The 17235-nt window shown below is 75.2% G+C and carries 15 protein-coding genes; 11 read left to right on the top strand and 4 right to left on the bottom strand.

Annotated elements, in window-relative coordinates; genetic code table 11:
- Positions 1-3: 3 nt before the first annotated feature.
- Positions 4-978: a TAXI family TRAP transporter solute-binding subunit gene (locus tag ACVJO7_RS12555; RefSeq protein WP_491673019.1), complete on the bottom strand. Its 975-nt coding sequence runs from the start codon at positions 976-978 to the stop codon at positions 4-6.
- A gap of 63 nt (positions 979-1041) precedes the next feature.
- On the opposite strand from ACVJO7_RS12555, the gene miaB reads away from it, so the two are divergent.
- Both miaB and ACVJO7_RS12545 read left to right on the top strand, forming a co-directional pair.
- Entirely contained in the window at positions 1042-2559 is a 1518-nt protein-coding gene (gene miaB, locus ACVJO7_RS12550; protein WP_491673018.1) for a tRNA (N6-isopentenyl adenosine(37)-C2)-methylthiotransferase MiaB, read from the top strand.
- Complete coding sequence (locus ACVJO7_RS12545; protein WP_344028081.1) at positions 2556-3002, top strand: Rv2732c family membrane protein; 447 nt, start codon at positions 2556-2558, stop codon at positions 3000-3002. The genes miaB and ACVJO7_RS12545 overlap by 4 nt, the downstream gene beginning before the upstream one ends.
- Before the next feature lie 21 nt (positions 3003-3023).
- On the opposite strand, the gene ACVJO7_RS12540 is transcribed toward ACVJO7_RS12545, so the two are convergent.
- Positions 3024-4412: a DUF349 domain-containing protein gene (locus ACVJO7_RS12540; protein WP_491673017.1), complete on the bottom strand. Its 1389-nt coding sequence runs from the start codon at positions 4410-4412 to the stop codon at positions 3024-3026.
- Between the two features lie 225 nt (positions 4413-4637).
- Here ACVJO7_RS12540 and ACVJO7_RS12535 point away from each other — a divergent pair, with 225 nt between their 5' ends.
- Genes ACVJO7_RS12535 through dapF form a run of 3 tightly spaced genes read left to right on the top strand, consistent with a single transcriptional unit; the run spans position 4638 to position 7140 of the window.
- A complete protein-coding gene (locus tag ACVJO7_RS12535; protein ID WP_491673016.1) occupies positions 4638-5339 on the top strand; it encodes a class III extradiol ring-cleavage dioxygenase family protein in 702 nt (233 codons plus the stop codon).
- Complete coding sequence (gene miaA, locus ACVJO7_RS12530; RefSeq protein WP_491673015.1) at positions 5336-6271, top strand: tRNA (adenosine(37)-N6)-dimethylallyltransferase MiaA; 936 nt, start codon at positions 5336-5338, stop codon at positions 6269-6271. The genes ACVJO7_RS12535 and miaA overlap by 4 nt, the downstream gene beginning before the upstream one ends.
- A complete protein-coding gene (dapF, locus tag ACVJO7_RS12525; RefSeq protein ID WP_491673014.1) occupies positions 6268-7140 on the top strand; it encodes a diaminopimelate epimerase in 873 nt (290 codons plus the stop codon). Before miaA ends, dapF begins: the two co-directional genes overlap by 4 nt.
- 13 nt (positions 7141-7153) lie before the next feature.
- On the opposite strand, the gene arr is transcribed toward dapF, so the two are convergent.
- Entirely contained in the window at positions 7154-7603 is a 450-nt protein-coding gene (gene arr / locus ACVJO7_RS12520) for an NAD(+)--rifampin ADP-ribosyltransferase (RefSeq protein ID WP_491673013.1), read from the bottom strand.
- Between the two features lie 299 nt (positions 7604-7902).
- On the opposite strand from arr, the gene hflX reads away from it, so the two are divergent.
- Both hflX and ACVJO7_RS12510 read left to right on the top strand, forming a co-directional pair.
- A complete protein-coding gene (gene hflX / locus ACVJO7_RS12515) occupies positions 7903-9372 on the top strand; it encodes a GTPase HflX (RefSeq protein ID WP_491673012.1) in 1470 nt (489 codons plus the stop codon).
- 320 nt (positions 9373-9692) lie between these two features.
- Positions 9693-10682 (top strand): hypothetical protein, encoded by a 990-nt coding sequence (locus ACVJO7_RS12510; protein WP_491673011.1) that lies wholly within the window; start codon positions 9693-9695, stop codon positions 10680-10682.
- A 48-nt stretch (positions 10683-10730) separates the two neighbouring features.
- Here ACVJO7_RS12510 and lexA read toward each other — a convergent pair whose 3' ends face one another.
- Complete coding sequence (gene lexA, locus ACVJO7_RS12505) at positions 10731-11465, bottom strand: transcriptional repressor LexA (RefSeq protein ID WP_358482469.1); 735 nt, start codon at positions 11463-11465, stop codon at positions 10731-10733.
- A gap of 477 nt (positions 11466-11942) precedes the next feature.
- Here lexA and ACVJO7_RS12500 point away from each other — a divergent pair, with 477 nt between their 5' ends.
- The 4 genes from ACVJO7_RS12500 to ACVJO7_RS12485 all read left to right on the top strand — a co-directional run bounded on the left by ACVJO7_RS12500 (position 11943) and on the right by ACVJO7_RS12485 (position 17068).
- Positions 11943-12119, top strand: a complete 177-nt coding sequence (locus ACVJO7_RS12500; protein ID WP_491673010.1) for a hypothetical protein — start codon at positions 11943-11945, stop codon at positions 12117-12119.
- A 693-nt stretch (positions 12120-12812) separates the two neighbouring features.
- Positions 12813-12980: a hypothetical protein gene (locus tag ACVJO7_RS12495; RefSeq protein ID WP_344027538.1), complete on the top strand. Its 168-nt coding sequence runs from the start codon at positions 12813-12815 to the stop codon at positions 12978-12980.
- A gap of 544 nt (positions 12981-13524) precedes the next feature.
- A complete protein-coding gene (nrdR, locus tag ACVJO7_RS12490) occupies positions 13525-14013 on the top strand; it encodes a transcriptional regulator NrdR (RefSeq protein ID WP_344027540.1) in 489 nt (162 codons plus the stop codon).
- A 163-nt stretch (positions 14014-14176) separates the two neighbouring features.
- The gene (locus tag ACVJO7_RS12485) at positions 14177-17068 is read left to right on the top strand and encodes a vitamin B12-dependent ribonucleotide reductase (RefSeq protein WP_491673009.1); all 2892 of its coding nucleotides are present in this window, start codon (positions 14177-14179) and stop codon (positions 17066-17068) included.
- Positions 17069-17235 lie beyond the last annotated feature (167 nt).

Genomic DNA, 17235 nt, shown 5'->3' with positions numbered 1-17235 from the left:
TCCTCAGTAGCCCTTGGTGGAGCGGTAGAACCGGACCGCACCGGGATGCAGCGGGATCGGCTGGGTGCCGATCGCCGACCGGGAGTCGATCGTCACCGCGGCCGGGCTGGCCTCGGCGACCCGCGGCTGCGCGTCGAACGCCGCCCGGATCAGCGCCTCGACCAGGTCGTCCGGCATCGCGGCGGTGACCAGCAGCGCGTTGCGGACCGACAGGCAGGACACCGGCCCGGGCAGGCCGTAGGTGTTCGCCGGGACCGTCGCCACCGAGTACACCGGGAATTCCTCGCGGGTGCGGTCGAGCGCGTCGCCCAGCTCCAGCAGCCGGATCGGGGTGCTGGCGGCGAGCTCCCGGATGCCGTCGGTGGGCACCCCGCCGGACCAGAAGAACGCGTCGAGCCGGTCCTCGCGCAGCGCCGTGACCGCGTCCGGCAGGCCGAGCTCCGCGGACTCCCCGAGCTCGTCGAGGCCGATCCCGGCGGACCGCAGCAGCCGGATCGCGATCGCCTGGTAGCCGCTGCCGTCCGGGCCGATCGACACCCGCCGCCCGCGCAGGTCGGACAGCCGGGCCAGGCCGGAGTCCCGGCGGGCGACGACGTGGGTGACGTCGTCGTAGAGCCGGGCCAGCGCCATCGGCTCGTCCGGGCCGGTCGCGGCGGGGCCGCCCGCGATGTCGGCGGCCACGTCGACCTGGCTGATCGCCACCGTCGCGTCGCCGCCGGTCAGCAGCCGCATGTTCTGCCCGCTGCCCGCGGTGTTGAGCACCCGTGGCGGCCGGTCCAGGCCCAGCCGCTCCTGCCAGATCGCGGCCAGCGCGCGGGCCAGGTTGATGTAGACGCCGGGCTGTACCCCGCCGGCGACGACCAGCTCCGGCTCCGGCGACCCGCCGGTGCAGGCACCCCCGGCGCCCAGCACGATGCCGGCGGCAAGCCCGGTGCGCAGCAGCGCACGCCGGGAGAGCGCGCCGGGACCGGGAGTCACCCGTCCATCTTCGGCGAAACCCCGCGCAGCAGGTGGGTCGGGGTGGCGCCTACCCTCGCAGGGGTGAGCCGCAGCTACACCGTGCGCACCTACGGGTGTCAGATGAACGTGCACGACTCCGAGCGGATGGCCGGGCTCCTGGAGGGCGCCGGGTACGCCAGGGCCGAGGATCCCGACACCGCCGACGTCGTCGTGTTCAACACCTGCGCGGTCCGGGAGAACGCCGACAACAAGCTCTACGGCAACCTCGGGCACCTGCGGCCGCGCAAGGTCGCCAACCCGGACATGCAGATCGCGGTCGGCGGCTGCCTCGCGCAGAAGGACCGGGAGACGATCACCCGCCGCGCCCCGTGGGTGGACGTCGTGTTCGGCACGCACAACGTTCACGCCCTGCCCACCCTGCTGGACCGGGCCCGGCACAACGAGGCCGCGCAGGTCGAGATCGCCGAGTCGCTCGAGGTGTTCCCGTCGACGCTGCCCGCCCGGCGCGAGTCCGCCTACGCCGGCTGGGTCTCGATCTCGGTCGGCTGCAACAACACCTGCACCTTCTGCATCGTGCCGTCGCTGCGCGGCAAGGAGCGCGACCGGCGCCCCGGCGACGTGCTCGCCGAGGTCTCCGCGCTCGCCGCCGACGGCGTGCTGGAGGTGACCCTGCTCGGGCAGAACGTCAACGCCTACGGCTCGGAGTTCGGCGGCGAGGCGGGGCGCGGCGCGTTCGCGAAGCTGCTGCGGTCCTGCGGCGACGTCGAGGGCCTGGAACGGGTGCGGTTCACCAGCCCGCACCCGCGCGACTTCACCTCCGACGTGATCGCCGCGATGGCCCAGACGCCGAACGTCTGCCCGCAGCTGCACATGCCGCTGCAGTCCGGCTCGGACGACGTGCTGCGCCGGATGCGCCGCTCCTACCGGTCGTCGCGGTTCCTGCGGATCCTGGCCGAGGTGCGCGAGTCGATCCCGCACGCCGCGATCTCCACCGACATCATCGTCGGCTTCCCCGGCGAGACCGAGCGGGACTTCGCCGACACCCTCGACGTGGTGCGTGAGGCCCGGTTCGCCCAGGCGTTCACCTTCCAGTACTCGACCCGGCCCGGCACGCCCGCCGCCGAGATGGACGGCCAGCTGCCCAAGGAGGTCGTCCAGGAGCGCTACGAGCGGCTGGTCGCGCTGCAGGAGGAGATCTCCTGGCAGGAGAACCGCGCCCAGGAGGGGCGCGAGGTGGAGCTGCTGGTGTCCAGCGGCGAGGGCCGCAAGGACGGCGCGACCCGGCGGCTCACCGGCCGCGCCCGGGACGGGCGGCTGGTGCACTTCGCCCCCGGTACGACGACCGGGATCCGGCCGGGCGACGTGGTCACCGTCGTGATCGACCGCGGGGCGCCGCACCATCTCGTCGCCGACGGCGGAGTGCTGACCCACCGCCGCACCCGGGCGGGCGCCGCGGCCGAGGCCGGCACCCGTCCGGCCGGCGCACCCACCACCGCACCCACGACACTGGGGCTGCCCGTGTTCGGCAGGCCGGCCGACGAGCCCGAGCCGGCCACCGGCTGCGGGGTCCCCGCCACCATCTCCGGAGGTTCCCGATGAGCGACGTGTCCCCGCAGACCCGCGCCGAGATCGACGGGGTCGGCCGTGCCGCGATGCGCCGGATCGACCCCGGTACCCGGGCGATGGTGGTCGCCGTCGGCGTGGTGGCGGCCGTCGCCTCGCTGCTGCTGCCGTGGGTGGCCGGGGCGCCGGGCTGGCAGATCCTGGCCGCCGACGCGGGCGGGCCGTTCCCGACGTTCTTCTCCTACACGATGACGACGTTCGCGATCGTCGTCTCGGTCGCGGCTCTGCTGACCCGGCTGTGGGTGCTGGCCTGGCTGGCCGCGTTCGGCTGCGGCATCACCTCGGTGACCGGGCTGTGGGCGATCTGGTCGCTGCAGACCGGCGCCGCACCCGGGCCCGGCATCGGGCTGGTGCTGGGTGTGCTCGCGGTCGTCGTGCTGACCTTCGTGTGGGCCGGGGCCGCGCTCTCGCGGACGTGAGCGGGGCCCCGCCCCGGCCGGTCAGCGCTCGTTGACCGACTGCTCGGCCGCGTCCAGCCACTCCCGCCACTGGGTGGCCTGGGCGCGGGCCTGCTCGGCGCGCCTGCGGTCGCCCGCCGCCTCGGCCTTCTCCGCCTGCGCCTCGAACTGCTCGACCCGGGACCGGAACTGCTCGACCCTGGCCTGGGCCTCCGGGTCGGTCCGGCGCCACTTCGCCTCGGCGGCCTCGGCGACCTTCTCCTCGATCCCGCGCAGCCTGCCCTCCAGGGTGCGGATGTCCTCGCGCGGGACCTTGCCGATCTCCTCCCACCGCTCCTGCACGCCGCGCAGCGCGGCCCGGGCGGTGTCCGGGTCCGACAGGTCGATCTTCTCGGCCTCGGCGAGCAGCGCCTTCTTCGCCTCGGCGTTCGCGGCGAACTCGGAGTCGCGGGCGGCGAAGTGCTCGTTGCGGCGGGCGAAGAACCGGTCCTGCGCGCCGCGGAACCGGGCCCACAGCGCGTCGTCGGCCTCCCGGTGCGCCCGCCCGGCGGCCTTCCACTCGGTCATCAGGTCCCGGTAGGCGGCGGCGGTCGAGGACCACTCGTCGGAGTCGGCGAGCTCCTCGGCCCGGACCGCCAGCTCCTCCTTGCGGCCCTTGGCGGTCACCCGCTGCCGGTCCAGGTCGGCGAAGTGCGACCCGCGGCGCCGGTTGAACACCTCGCGGGCCTTGGAGTAGCGGCGCCACAGCTGCTCGTCGGTCCGGCGGTCGACGCCCTTGATGGTGCGCCACTCGTCGAGGATCGTCTTGAACCGGTCGCCGGCCTGCTTCCACTGGGTGGAGTCCTCGGCGAGCTTCTCCGCCTCGACGGCCAGCGCCTCCTTGCGGGCCACCGCGTCCGCGCGGGCCCGGTCGCGCTCCTCGCGGGCCGCGGCGACGCCCTGCTCGGCGCGCGCGACGAGCTCGTCGAGCCGGGACCGCAGGGCGGCGACGTCGCCGATCACCGGGGCGTCGTCCAGCCCGTCGCGCAGCGCCTGCAGCGCGGTCAGCGACGCCTTCGGGTCCCCGCCGCCGGCGATCCGGGCGGCCAGCACCTCGGTCTCGGTGACCTGGGCGTCGAACCGCTTCGCGTAGTGCTCCAGGCCCTCGGCCGGCGGACCGGCCTGGTAGGAGCCGACCACCCGGTCACCGTCCGGGGTGATCAGGTGGATGGTGCCGTCGTCGTCGGCGCGGCCCCACCGGCCCGGGTCCGCCGCGGCGGACGGGACGGGGGAGGGCTGCGCGGCGGGCGGGGCGGGGGCCGCGGCGGGTGCGGCGGGCGGCGGCCCCGGGCGGGCGCCCGGTGGCGGTCCGGGCCGGGGGCCCGGCTTCGGTGCGGGCCCGGCCGGTGGCGGGCCCGGTCGTCCGGGTGTGGCGGCGTTGGTCTCGGGCACCGGTGTGTCCTCCTCGTTCGGCCCACCGGATCACCGGCGGGCGCCCCGTCCGTGTCCGGCCGGGGCCGTGCGCGCGCCGAACTCCGCGCCGCGGCGGGAGTCGGAAACGCGATTCAAGCAGGTGAACCGCCTCCGGGGGAACCGCAGAGCCCCTGCCCGGTGACGACCGGCGGCGACACCGCCCGCGGGCCGGTGGCCGCGTGCGGGTCGTTAGGCTCGGACGTCGTGCCCGCCGCGATCGCCGTCATCCCCCAGCCGCCGCTGCTCGTCCCGGAGCTGAGCGGGGACACCGCCGCCGGGACCGAGGCGGTCCGGGCCGCGGTCCGGGAGGTCGTCGCCGCGCTGGCCGCCGTCGCCCCGGAGTGGATCGCGGTCGGGGCCGACCCGGGCGGGCGGCGGTCGGTGCCCGCCGGTGCCCGGGGGACGTTCGCCGGGTACGGCCGGGACGTGCCGGTCGCGCTGCCCGGCGACGACGGGCCGCACGAGGGCGCGGAGCTGCCGCTGCCGCTGCTGGTCGCCGGATGGGCGGCCGCCGGTTCGGGGGTGCGCTCGGTGCGCGGCGAGCTCGTCGCGCCGGACGCGGCGGTCGCCGACTGCCTCACCCTGGGCGCGGAGCTCGCCGCGGGCGACGCCGGGCTGCTGGTCGTCGGCGACGGCGCCGCCAAGCACACGGCGACCGCCCCCGGCGGGTTCGACGAGCGGGCCGAGGCGTTCGACGCCGTCGTCGCCGACGCGCTGGACCGGGCCGACCCGGACGCGCTGGCCGGGCTCGACCCGGCGGCGGCCGCGCAGCTGTGGGCGGCCGGCCGCGCGCCGTGGCAGGTGCTGGCCGGTGCCGCGGCGGGCCGCAGCTGGTCGGCGACCCACCGGCACACCGGCGCGCCCTACGGCGTCGCCTACCACGTCGCGTTCTGGGCGCCGTCGTGACGCCGGACCTGGTGGCCGTGGTCGGGCCCACCGCGACCGGCAAGTCCGACCTGGGGCTGGAGATCGCGCTCGCGCTCGACGGCGAGGTGGTCAACGCCGACGCGATGCAGCTCTACCGGGGGCTCGACATCGGCACCGCGAAGCTGTCCCCGGCCGAGCGCCGCGGCGTCCCGCACCACCAGCTCGACGTGCTCGACGTCGACGAGTCCGCGTCGGTCGCCGCCTACCAGCGGGAGGCCCGCGCGGTGATCGAGCGGCTGCGCGCCGCGGGCCGCACCCCGGTGCTGGTCGGCGGGTCCGGGCTGTACGTGCAGGCGGTGATCGACGAGCTGGAGTTCCCGGGCACCGATCCGGACCTGCGCGCCGGGCTGCAGGAGGAGCTGGACCGGCTCGGCCCCGCCGCCCTGCACCGCAGGCTGGCCGAGGTGGACCCGGCGGCCGCGGCCGAGGTGCTGCCGTCGAACGGGCGCCGGATCGTCCGCGCGCTCGAGGTGATCGCGCTGACCGGGCGCCCGTTCCGGGCGACGTTGCCGACCACCGGCCCGCCGCGCTACGGCGCCGTCCTGCTCGGCGTCGACCGCGGTGTCGACGAGCTCGACGAGCGGGTCGCCCGGCGGGTGGACCGGATGCTCGACGACGGCCTGATCGAGGAGACCCGGCGGCTGCTCCCGGCCGGGCTCGCCCGCGGCCGCACCGCGTCCCGGGCGCTGGGCTACCGCCAGGTGCTCGACGCGTTCGACCGGGCGGGTACCGAGCCCGGCCCGGACGAGCGGGAGCGGATCCGCACGGAGACGGTGCAGGCCACCCGGCGGTTCGTCCGCCGCCAGCGGGCCTGGTTCCGCCGGGACCGGCGCATCCACTGGATCGACGGGGCCGCCGACGATCCGGCCGCGGACGCACTGTCGGTGCTGGCTCGTAGGCTGGTGTCATGACCGGCGGGATCGCGTTCACCAAGGGGCACGGCACGCAGAACGACTTCGTCGTGCTGCCCGACCCGGATGCCGCGCTCGACCTGACCCCGGAGCGGGTCGCGGCGCTCTGCGACCGGCATCGCGGTCTCGGCGCCGACGGCGTGCTGCGGGTGGTGCGCTGGGCGAAGCTGGCCGGCGACGAGACGGTCCCGGAGCCGGTCCCCGGCGTCGAGTGGTTCATGGACTACCGCAACGGCGACGGCTCGATCGCCGAGATGTGCGGCAACGGCGTGCGGGTCTTCGCCCGCTACCTGCACGAGCGCGGCTGGTCGCCGGGCGGGGGTGCGATCGGCACCCGGGCCGGGGTGCGCACCGCGACCGTCACCGGCGAGGGCGTGTCGGTGGAGATGGGGCCGGTCACGATCGGTCCGGCGTCGGTCGCGACCAGCGGGACCGCCCGGTTCGACGGGCTGGTGCTCGACGTCGGCAATCCGCACCTGGCCTGCGTCGTCTCCGCCGACCCGGACGCGCTGGACCTGACCCGCGCCCCGGCGCACGATCCGGACGTGTTCCCGCACGGCGTCAACGTCGAGTTCCTGACCCCGCTCGACGGTCCCGCCGTCGGCGGCCGGATCCGGATGCGGGTGCACGAGCGCGGCGTGGGGGAGACCAGGGCCTGCGGCACCGGCACGGTCGCCGCCGTCGTCGCCGCGCTGCGCGCCGCCGGGCACGCCGCGGGCGACGTGCGGGTCGACACGCCCGGCGGCGAGCTGTGGGTCACCGTCGAGGCCGGATCGGCGGATCGCACCGGCGCCACCGTGCTGCACGGCCCCGCCGTGCTGCTCGCCACCGGCGAGCTGGACCGCGGCTGGTGGGAGTCCCCGGCCTGACCGGTCGCCGGCGTCAGTCGTGGATGACGGCGACGCCGCGCCGCCGGAGGTCGGCGAGGCCGTCCCGCATCGCCTGCACCTGTTCGGCGGTGTGGCCGGTCCAGTCCTCGAGCTCGCCGACGACGCGGACGGGTTCGCGGGTCCGGTAGGACCGGGTCGGGTTGCCGGGGAACTTCGTGTCGGTGACGTTCGGGTCGTCGTCCTCGACGTCGCCGGTGGGCTCGACCAGGTAGATGCGACCGGGCCCGTCGCCGGCCGCGAGCTCGGCGCCCCAGGCCGCGGTGTCGAGCGTCTCGGTCAGGTAGACGTGGTTCATCACGCGTCCCGGCTCGAAGTTGGAGAACCGGCCGGGCAGCAGCAGGTCGCCGACCGCGAGATCGGCCCGGGTGCCGTGCAGCAGCGTCCCCGGGCGGAAGACCTCGAACGGCGTCGGCCCGTTCGCGCCGTCGTCTGTGCCCGTCATGGTCGACCCCGTTCCGTGTCCGCGTGCTGTGGTCGGCGCAGATCCTCCGCCGGGACCGGGGGCTTGCCGCAAGACCTGGGTCGCGCCATACGTTGATCACGGCGGGATTCACTGCCCGGGCAGGTCCCGCAGCCGGCGCAGCGGGGAGAGCAGCAGCCCGGCCGTGCTGGAGCAGACCCCGCCGCGTGCTGCGCCGGCCGCCGAGCCGCGCGCCGTGTACCTGGCGCTCTACCCGGGTGACCCGCCCGGCGAAACGGACCGGACAGCGGCTCGGGGAACGTGGGACACTCGGGGGCAAGATGACTGAAGCCCACACGCCCGCCAGCCCGTCCACCGGGGAACTCGAACTCGAGGAGCGCTCGTCGCTCCGCCGCATCGGCGGCCTGTCGACCGAGCTCACCGACGTCACCGAGGTCGAGTACCGCCGCCTGCGCCTGGAGCGGGTGGTGCTGGTCGGCGTCTGGACCGAGGGATCCGCCGAGCAGGCGGAGGCCTCGCTCGCCGAGCTGGCCCGGCTGGCCGAGACGGCGGGCTCCGAGGTGCTCGACGGCCTGGTCCAGCGCCGGTCGACACCCGATCCGGCGACCTTCATCGGCTCCGGCAAGGTCGACGAGCTCGGCGTCGCCGTGCGCGCCGCGGAGGCCGACACGGTGATCTGCGACGGCGAGCTGTCGCCCGGTCAGCTCCGTCAGCTCGAGGAGCGGCTCAAGGTCAAGGTGATCGACCGGACCGCGCTGATCCTCGACATCTTCGCCCAGCACGCCCGCTCGCGGGACGGCAAGGCGCAGGTCGAGCTGGCCCAGCTGTCCTACCTGCTGCCCCGGCTGCGCGGCTGGGGTGAGGCGCTGTCCCGCCAGGTCGGCGGTCGTGCCGCGGGCGGCGTCGGGATCGGCGGCCGCGGCCCGGGTGAGACGAAGATCGAGCTCGACCGCCGCCGGATCCGTGCGCGCATGTCGAAGCTGCGCCGCGAGATCGGCGCGATGCGTCAGGTCCGGGAGACCCAGCGCGGCAACCGCAGGCGCAACGAGGTCCCGTCCGTCGCGATCGTCGGCTACACCAACGCCGGCAAGTCCAGCCTGCTCAACCAGCTCACCGACGCCGGCGTGCTGGTCGAGGACGCGCTGTTCGCCACCCTCGACCCGACCACCCGCCGGACCGAGACGCCGGACGGGCGGGTCTACACCCTCACCGACACCGTCGGCTTCGTCCGGCACCTACCGCACCAGCTGATCGAGGCGTTCCGGTCGACGCTGGAGGAGGCCGCCCACGCGGACCTGCTGGTGCACGTGGTCGACGGCTCCGATCCGCTGCCCGGCGACCAGATCGCCGCCGTCCGGAAGGTGCTGGTCGAGATCGGCGAGGAGCAGGGCGGCAGCATGCCGACCGAGCTGCTCGTGGTCAACAAGACCGACGCCGCCGGCGACCTGGCGCTCGCCCGGCTCCGGCACGCCCAGCCCGACGCGGTGTTCGTCTCCGCGCATCGCGGCGACGGCATCGACCTGCTCCGGGACCGGATCGCCGGCCTGCTGCCCCGCCCGGAGTACGACGTCGACCTGCTACTGCCCTACACCGAGGGCGCGCTGGTCGCCCGCCTGCACGACGAGGGCGAGGTCCTCGCCGAGGAGCACACCCCCGAGGGCACCCGGGTCCGGGCCAGGGTCGGGCCGGAGCTGGGCACCGCGGTCCTGCCGTTCGCGGTGGCGGGCGGCCCGGCCGGTACCGACAGCGGGTCCGATCCCGACCTGCCGGCGACGGCGGCGGGGCGCTGACCCGGGCGGTCCGGGCCGGATCGAGGGGCGGGCCGGGCGGCCGCGTCCGGGTGACACGGCGGCGGGCCGCCCTGGGGACGCTGCGGCGGGCCGCCCCGGGAACGCTGCGGCGGGCCGCCCCGGGAACGCTGCGGCGGGCCGCCCCGGGAACGCTGCGGTGGGCCGCCGTGGGTCTGCTCCTCGTGACACTCGGGCCGGCCTGCGCAGTGGCGGCCGCCGGGCCGCCTGCCGTCGGGACGGCCGGCGCGCCCGGAATGCCTGGGGCGCCGCCGCCGGCCGCGCGCCCGGTCGTCCCGCCGCCTGACGCTGACCCGTCGTCCGTGGACGAGCCGCGCCCGGTCTGCACGATCGAGGATCCGCGACTGGCCGAGATCTCCGGGCTCGTCACCGACGGCGCACCGGGGGAGCCGCCGCAGCACTATCAGGCGATCGTCGACGGCGGCGGCACCGCCGAGGTGTTCACCCTCGATCCGGTGGGTTGCACGGTGACGGCGCAACGGGACGCCCCGGTGCGGGTCACCGACGTCGAGGATCTCGGCCGCACACCGGACGGCGGGCTCTGGCTCGCCGACATCGGCGACAACACGGCGCGCCGCGAGTCGGTGCGCCTGGTCGTGCTGCCGGTCGACGGACCGCCCCGCAGCTACGACCTCGTCTACCCGGACGGTCCGCGGGACGCCGAGGCGGTGCTCCTCGCCGACGACGGGACCCCGCTGATCGTGGACAAGACCACCGGGGCGGCCGGGCTGTACCGGCCCGCGGAGCCGCTCACCGAGGACTCGGCGGTGGCGCTGGAACGGGTGGCCGACGCCGTCCTGCCGTACTCGGCGACCATCGGCGGCCCGCTGGGCGCGGTCGGCACGCGGACGATCACCGGCGGCGCCGTCGGACCGGTCGCGGCGGACGGCGGGCGGGCCGCGGCCCTGCGCACCTACACCGACGCCTGGCTGTTCCCGCTGCCCGACGGCCCGGTGACCGGGGACGTCCTGGTCGGGGCGCTGGGCGGGGCCCCGCTGCAGGTGCCGCTGCCCGGTGAGCCGCAGGGCGAGGCGGTGGCTCTGGACGGCCGCGGGACGCTGCACTCCGCCACCGAGGCGCGGGGCCTGTCACCGGCCGCGATCCGGTCGGTCGCCGGTGCGGTTGCCGCCGCGACGGCACCGGCCGCACCGGTCGCGGCCCAGCCGGCGGAGGCACCCGACGTCCGGTCCTTCCCGCCGTGGCTGCCCGCCGCGGCCGGGATGGCGGTCGTCGTCGCGGTGCTGCTCGCCGGGGTCGGGGCGATGGCGCTGCACGGCCGCCGCAGGCGGTGACCGTGCCCCGGCTCGGGATCGGCACCGTGCCCCGGCCCGGGGGTCGGCTCAGAGCCGGCGCAGCACCGCGACGACCCGGCCCAGGATCGACGCCTCGTCACCCGGGATCGGCTCGTAGGCGTCGTTGGCCGGCATCAGCCAGATGTGACCGTCCCGGCGCCGGAACGTCTTGACGGTCGCCTCGCCGTCGATCATCGCCGCGACCACCTCGCCCTGTTCCGCGACCGGCTGCTGCCGGACGACGACCCAGTCCCCGTCGGTGATCGCCGCGTCCACCATGGAGTCACCCTTGACGTTCAGCAGGAACAGGGTGCCCTCGCCGACGATCTCGCGGGGGAGCGGGAACACGTCCTGCACGGCCTGCTCGGCCAGGATCGGCCCACCGGCGGCGATGTCGCCGAGCAGCGGCACGAACGCGGGTGCCGGCCGCTCCGAGCGCCCTGCCTCGGTGTCGGCGTCGGTCCCGTCGCCCGCGGCGGTCTGGTCGGGGCTGCGCACGTCGACCGCACGGGTCCGGTTCGGGTCCCGGCGCAGGAATCCCTTGCGCTCCAGGGTCCGCAGCTGGTGGTGCACCGACGACGTGGAGGTCAGCCCCACCGCGTCGCCGATCTCCCGCACGCTCGGCGGGTAGCCGTAGCGGTCGACCCAGTCCCGGATCACCGCCAGGACCTTCCGCTGCCGCGGGGTCAGACCGCGCGTGTCGGCCGGGGGCTCGGGGAACTCCCGGACGTCGGCGGAACCCCGCCCGGGGGACGCACCGCCTCCGGACTCGTCCGCTGCCATCGCATTCGCCTCCTCGAGGATGTACCGGCACGGACACTAGCCGCCTTCGGCCGGTCCGCCAAACATGCGTTCGAAGTTCGTCACCCGCGTGTCGTGGATTCCGTCGGGCACCGGTGGTAGAACATCGCACAGGCGTTCGATCGAACATCGATTCGAGCGTCGGGGTGTCCGGGGCGGGCGTCCCGTGCGGGCAGGGAGGCGAGCGGCATGGGTGTGGTGACCGAGGTCCGGCCGTGGGAGGTCGGGCGGCAGGCGCGATCCGTGCCGCCGGCGAGCCCGGGGCGAACTGAGCAGTCGAGGCGGCCGATGCAGCCGACGCGGTCAGCGCAACGGGCGCAACGGGCGCGGCCGGTGCAGCCGGCGCGGTCGGCGCGGTCGGCGCGGTCGGCGCGGCCGGTGCGGCCGGCGTGGTCGGTGCGGCCGGTGCGGTTGGCGTGGCCGGCGCGAGCGGGGTGGTCGGTCGCCCGGGCGCGGGGTGTGGCGGCACCCGGTGGCGTGCTGCGGCGGGCCGTCCAGGGACTGGGGATCGGGCTCGCCTCGGCGGCGACGGTGATCGGGCTGGGTCTGCTCGCGGAGGTCTCGGCAGCGGTGGTGGCGGCGGTGTCGACACCGCCGTCGGTGGTCGTCCAGAGCGTGCTGCCGGCCGGCCACTGAGCCCGGCCGGAGCGGGCTGAGCAGCGGCGATCCGATTCCTGTCGGTGCCCGGTGCTACACAGCTCGCACGCCCGTTCGACCGGCCCCGGGGAAGGGCCGGGCGGGATGGGCGGGACGCGTGGCCGGGTGTGGCCGGCGTCGACGGTGACCGTTCCGCCGCAGCAGGCGGGTGGTCCTCGAGGAGCAGGAGGAGCCATGCGAGAGCTCGACGTGCGTGAGGTGGCACCGCGGCCACGGACCGGTCGGCCGGGCCGGGCGGCGGCCGCGAATGCGCCGCAGTGGTCCGGCGCTGCCGGGGTGCGCGAGCGGGTGCGTGCCGGGGCCGCCCACGCGGTGCGCTGTGCCGGGGCGCGGCGTCCGGCCCGCGGATCCGCGGCGGCCCGGGCCGCCGCCCGGTGGGACATGCCCGTCCCCGGATCCGAGGTGCCCGAGCGGGCCTCCGGTGCCCCCGAGCGGGCCTCCGGTCCACGTACATCGCCCGCCGGCCCGGGAGCGGCGTCCGCCGCGGCCCCGGCCGTGGCGTCGAGCGTGGCGTTCCCTGCTGCGTCCACGGCGTCCCGGGTCGCCGGATCTGGCGTGGCCTTCACCCGGAATCCCGGGGCGGCTCCGGCCGGGCACGCGACTGCGCGGGTCCGCGCGGTGCGCCCACCGGGGCGCCACTGCGTGGCCCCTGCCCGGCGGCACCGTCCGGTGGTGCGACGTCGCTCACGGGGTGAGCGACTGCTGGCCGGGGTCGCCACGGTGGTCTGCTCGGCCACGGTGGTCGTGGTCCTGGGGCTGCTCGGGGATGCGGCGGCCGGATGGAACGCCGAGGTCGCCCCGGCACCCGGGCCGGCGGCGACGGCTCCGGCCGCTCCGTGACGCCGGGCGCGCCGGGAACCCGCCGGGCCGAGCGGGGTCCGCGGCGTATGCGATGCGACCGGTCGGCGGCCGTGCCGTGCGCTGCGGGGCCGAGCGGGATCCGCGCCGCATGCGATCCGACCGACCGGCAGCCGTGCCGGGCGTCGCCCGCCCGACCGGGAGACCACATCGGGCACGGTCGCCGCGCGTGACAGGAGCCTTGCCGCCCGGCGCGTCGGGATGGCGTGTCCCCGACCCGCGACACCGTCCGTCGCGGTCCGCCCGGGGCGCCGGACGGACCCCGGGATCGCGTCACGCGCACTGATCAGGGCGGATGTGCAGGTTCATGATCCGTGTGCTCCGGCGGCCGCGCGGGGGCCGTGTGCGACCCTCGTTCTCGATCGGGCGAAGCTCGGCGCCATATCGGACCCGGGGATGGCGCACCCCAATATGTAGGGGTTACATTGGTGTCGTTCTCCCACTGGTTGGGGGAGCCGTCACCGCGGTACATCGCGGTGCGGGGCGGAGAATTCCCGCCGGGTCACGGGAGAAGGGGAGTGCCGACGTGCGTTGCCCGTTCTGCCGCCACCCGGATTCGCGGGTGATCGACTCCCGGACCGCCGACGACGGGACCTGCACCCGCCGCCGCCGGTCCTGCACCGCCTGCGGTCGCCGGTTCACCACGGTCGAGGAGACCGTGCTCGCCGTCGTCAAGCGCAGCGGGGTGAGCGAGCCCTTCAGCCGGCAGAAAGTTGTCGGCGGGGTTCGACGGGCGTGTCAGGGCCGGCCGGTCGACGAGGACGACCTGCAGCAGCTCGCCCACCGGGTCGAGGAGACGGTGCGGGCCCGCGGTGCGGCCGAGATTCCCAGCCACGAGGTGGGGCTGGCGATCCTCGGACCGCTGCGCGAGCTCGACGAGGTCGCGTACCTGCGGTTCGCGAGCGTCTACCGATCCTTCTCCTCCATCGAGGACTTCGAGAAGGAGATCGCCGACCTCCGTTCGGCGGCTGCCGGGGAAGCAGCCGACGACGGGGCCGGCAACCGGGACGGCTGACGCCGATCCGGCGGTACCGGTGCGGGCGCGCAGGGGGCGCAGCCACCGGCGGCGGACCGGCACTGATCGGCCGGACCGGGAACGGGGGCGGTGTCCCAGCACCGCCTCGGGTGCCCGCGCACCCCAGCGCGCGGGAGAGGAACGTCGGATGCGGAGGCAGTTCATGACCGAGACCGTCGGGGGCCCGGCGACAGGGACCGGGAGCACGACCCAGAACACGGCCCAGAACGGCGACGCGCCCGCGAAGGCGCGCGGCCGCGGGAAGGCGGGCGCCAGGCAGCGCGCCGGGCTGCCCGTGCAGCGGGTCTTCACGACCGAGGGTGTGCACCCGTACGAGCAGGTCGAGTGGGAGCGCCGGGACGTCGTCATGACGAACTGGCGGGACGGCACGGTGAACTTCGAGCAGCGCGGCGTCGAGTTCCCGCGGGCCTGGTCGGTGAACGCCACCAACATCGTCACCAGCAAGTACTTCCGTGGCGCCGTCGGCAGCGAGACCCGCGAGTCGAGCCTGCGCCAGCTCATCGACCGGGTGGTCGGCACCTACCGGCGGGCCGGCGTCGAGCACGGCTACTTCGCCACCGAGGCCGACGCCGAGATCTTCGACCACGAGCTGACCTGGATGCTGCTGCACCAGGTGTTCAGCTTCAACTCGCCGGTCTGGTTCAACGTGGGCACCGCCAGCCCGCAGCAGGTCAGCGCCTGCTTCATCCTCTCGGTCGACGACACCATGGAGTCGATCCTGAACTGGTACCGGGAGGAGGGCCTGATCTTCAAGGGCGGCTCCGGCGCCGGCCTCAACCTGTCCCGGATCCGCTCCTCGCGTGAGCTGCTGTCCTCCGGCGGCACCGCGTCCGGCCCGGTCTCCTTCATGCGCGGCGCGGACGCCTCCGCCGGCACCATCAAGTCGGGCGGCGCGACCCGCCGGGCGGCGAAGATGGTCGTGCTCGACGTCGACCACCCCGACATCGAGGAGTTCGTCGAGACCAAGGCCAAGGAGGAGGCCAAGGTCCGGGTGCTGCGCGACGCCGGGTTCGACATGGACCTGGGCGGCTCCGACATCACGTCGGTGCAGTACCAGAACGCGAACAACTCGGTCCGGGTGACCGACGAGTTCATGCGCGCGGTCGAGGAGGGCACCGACTTCGGCCTCCGCGCCCGGATGACCGGCGAGATCATCGACCGCACCGACGCGCGGAAGCTCTTCCGCGGCATCGCCGAGGCCGCCTGGAACTGCGCCGACCCCGGCATCCAGTACGACGGCACGATCAACGACTGGCACACCACGCCGGAGTCGGGGCGGATCACCGCGTCGAACCCGTGCTCGGAGTACATGCACCTGGACAACTCCAGCTGCAACCTCGCGTCGCTGAACCTGCTCAAGTTCCTCGACGCCGACGACCGGTTCGACGCCGAGACCTTCGCCAAGGCCGTCGAGCTGATCATCACCGCGATGGACATCTCCATCTGCTTCGCGGACTTCCCGACCGACCCGATCGCCGACACCACGCGGCGCTTCCGGCAGCTCGGCATCGGCTACGCGAACCTGGGCGCGCTGCTCATGGCGACCGGGCACGCCTACGACTCCGAGGGCGGCCGGGCACTCGCCGGGGCGATCACCTCGCTGATGACCGGCGCCGCCTACAAGCGCTCCGCCGAGCTCGCCGGGGTCGTCGGTCCCTACGAGGGCTACGCCCGCAACGCCGAGGCCCACCAGCGGGTGATCCGCAAGCACGCCGCGGCGAACGACGGGATCCGCAGCTTCCCGGCGTCCACCCCGGTCCAGCAGCTCGCGTCGCAGACCTGGAAGAAGTGCCAGGAGATCGGCGAGGCGAACGGCTGGCGCAACGCGCAGGCGTCCGTGCTGGCCCCGACCGGCACGATCGGCCTGATGATGGACTGCGACACGACCGGCATCGAGCCGGACCTGGCGCTGGTCAAGTTCAAGAAGCTGGTCGGCGGCGGCTCCATGCAGATCGTCAACCAGACCGTGCGCCGGGCCCTGGACAACCTCGGCTACCAGGCCGAGCAAGCCGAGGCCATCGTCGAGTACGTCGCCGAGCACGGCCACGTCATCGACGCCCCGGGCATGAAGCCCGAGCACTACGAGGTGTTCGACTGCGCCATGGGGGAGCGGTCGATCGCCCCGATGGGGCACGTCCGGATGATGGCGGCCGCGCAGCCGTTCCTGTCCGGCGCGATCTCCAAGACGGTGAACATGCCCGAGCGGGCCACCGTGGAGGACGTCGAGCGGATCTACCTCGAGGGCTGGCGGCTCGGCCTCAAGGCCCTCGCCATCTACCGGGACAACTGCAAGGTCGGGCAGCCGCTGTCGGCGGGCAAGGGCAGCTCGGGCGAGAAGTCCGCGGAGGCCGAGTCGGCGCCGACGGTCGTCGTCGAGCAGCGGCCGATCCGCAAGCGGCTCCCCAAGAAGCGCCCGAGCGAGACGGTGTCGTTCACCGTCGGCGGCGCCGAGGGCTACCTCACCGCGGGCAGCTACCCCGACGACGGGCTCGGCGAGATCTTCGTCAAGCTCGGCAAGCAGGGCTCCACCCTGGCCGGCGTGATGGACGCGTTCTCCATGTCGATCTCGGTCGGCCTGCAGTACGGCATCCCGCTGGAGTTCTACGTCTCGAAGTTCTCCAACCTGCGCTTCGAGCCGGCCGGCATGACCGACGACCCGGACGTCCGGATCGCCACCTCGGTGCTGGACTACCTGTTCCGCCGGCTCGCGCTGGACCACCTGCCCTACGAGAAGCGGGCCCAGCTGGGCATCTTCTCCTCGGACGAGCGGTCGGCCCAGGTCGAGAACGAGTACGGCTCGGGGGAGAACCTGGACCTCGACGAGTTCCGCTCGTCGGTGCCCACCACCACCGAGAAGAAGGACCCGGCCGTCGAACCGGCCCCGGTCGAGGTCGGCAGCTCGACCGAGCTGCTCGAGCTGCGGCTGGGCAAGGCCGCCGACGCCCCGCTGTGCATGACCTGCGGGACGAAGATGCGGCCCGCCGGATCCTGCTACCTCTGCGAGGGCTGCGGCTCCACCAGCGGTTGCAGCTGACGTTCCACCCGCGGGGCGGTACCGGACTCCGGTGCCGCCCCGCGGTGCGTCCCGGTCCGGGCGGCGCCATCGGTGACGTCCGCCGGCGCCCGGCCGTTCATCGGCCCCGGCCGCCGGTCTCGGCCCCGGCTGCCGTTCCCGGGGGCCCCGCGGTGCCGGTGAGCCCG

Source organism: Pseudonocardia sp. DxW (assembly GCF_058448985.1).
The sequence above is the reverse complement of the archived record's forward strand: the minus strand, read 5'-3'. Positions and strand labels throughout refer to the sequence as shown.

Coding starts and splice junctions, on each gene's coding strand:
- ACVJO7_RS12545 (WP_344028081.1), top strand. CDS start 2,556: ATGAGCGACGTGTCCCCGCAGACCCGCGCCGAGATCGACGGGGTCGGC.
- dapF (WP_491673014.1), top strand. CDS start 6,268: ATGACCGGCGGGATCGCGTTCACCAAGGGGCACGGCACGCAGAACGAC.
- arr (WP_491673013.1), bottom strand. CDS start 7,603: ATGACGGGCACAGACGACGGCGCGAACGGGCCGACGCCGTTCGAGGTC.
- hflX (WP_491673012.1), top strand. CDS start 7,903: ATGACTGAAGCCCACACGCCCGCCAGCCCGTCCACCGGGGAACTCGAA.
- lexA (WP_358482469.1), bottom strand. CDS start 11,465: ATGGCAGCGGACGAGTCCGGAGGCGGTGCGTCCCCCGGGCGGGGTTCC.
- ACVJO7_RS12485 (WP_491673009.1), top strand. CDS start 14,177: ATGACCGAGACCGTCGGGGGCCCGGCGACAGGGACCGGGAGCACGACC.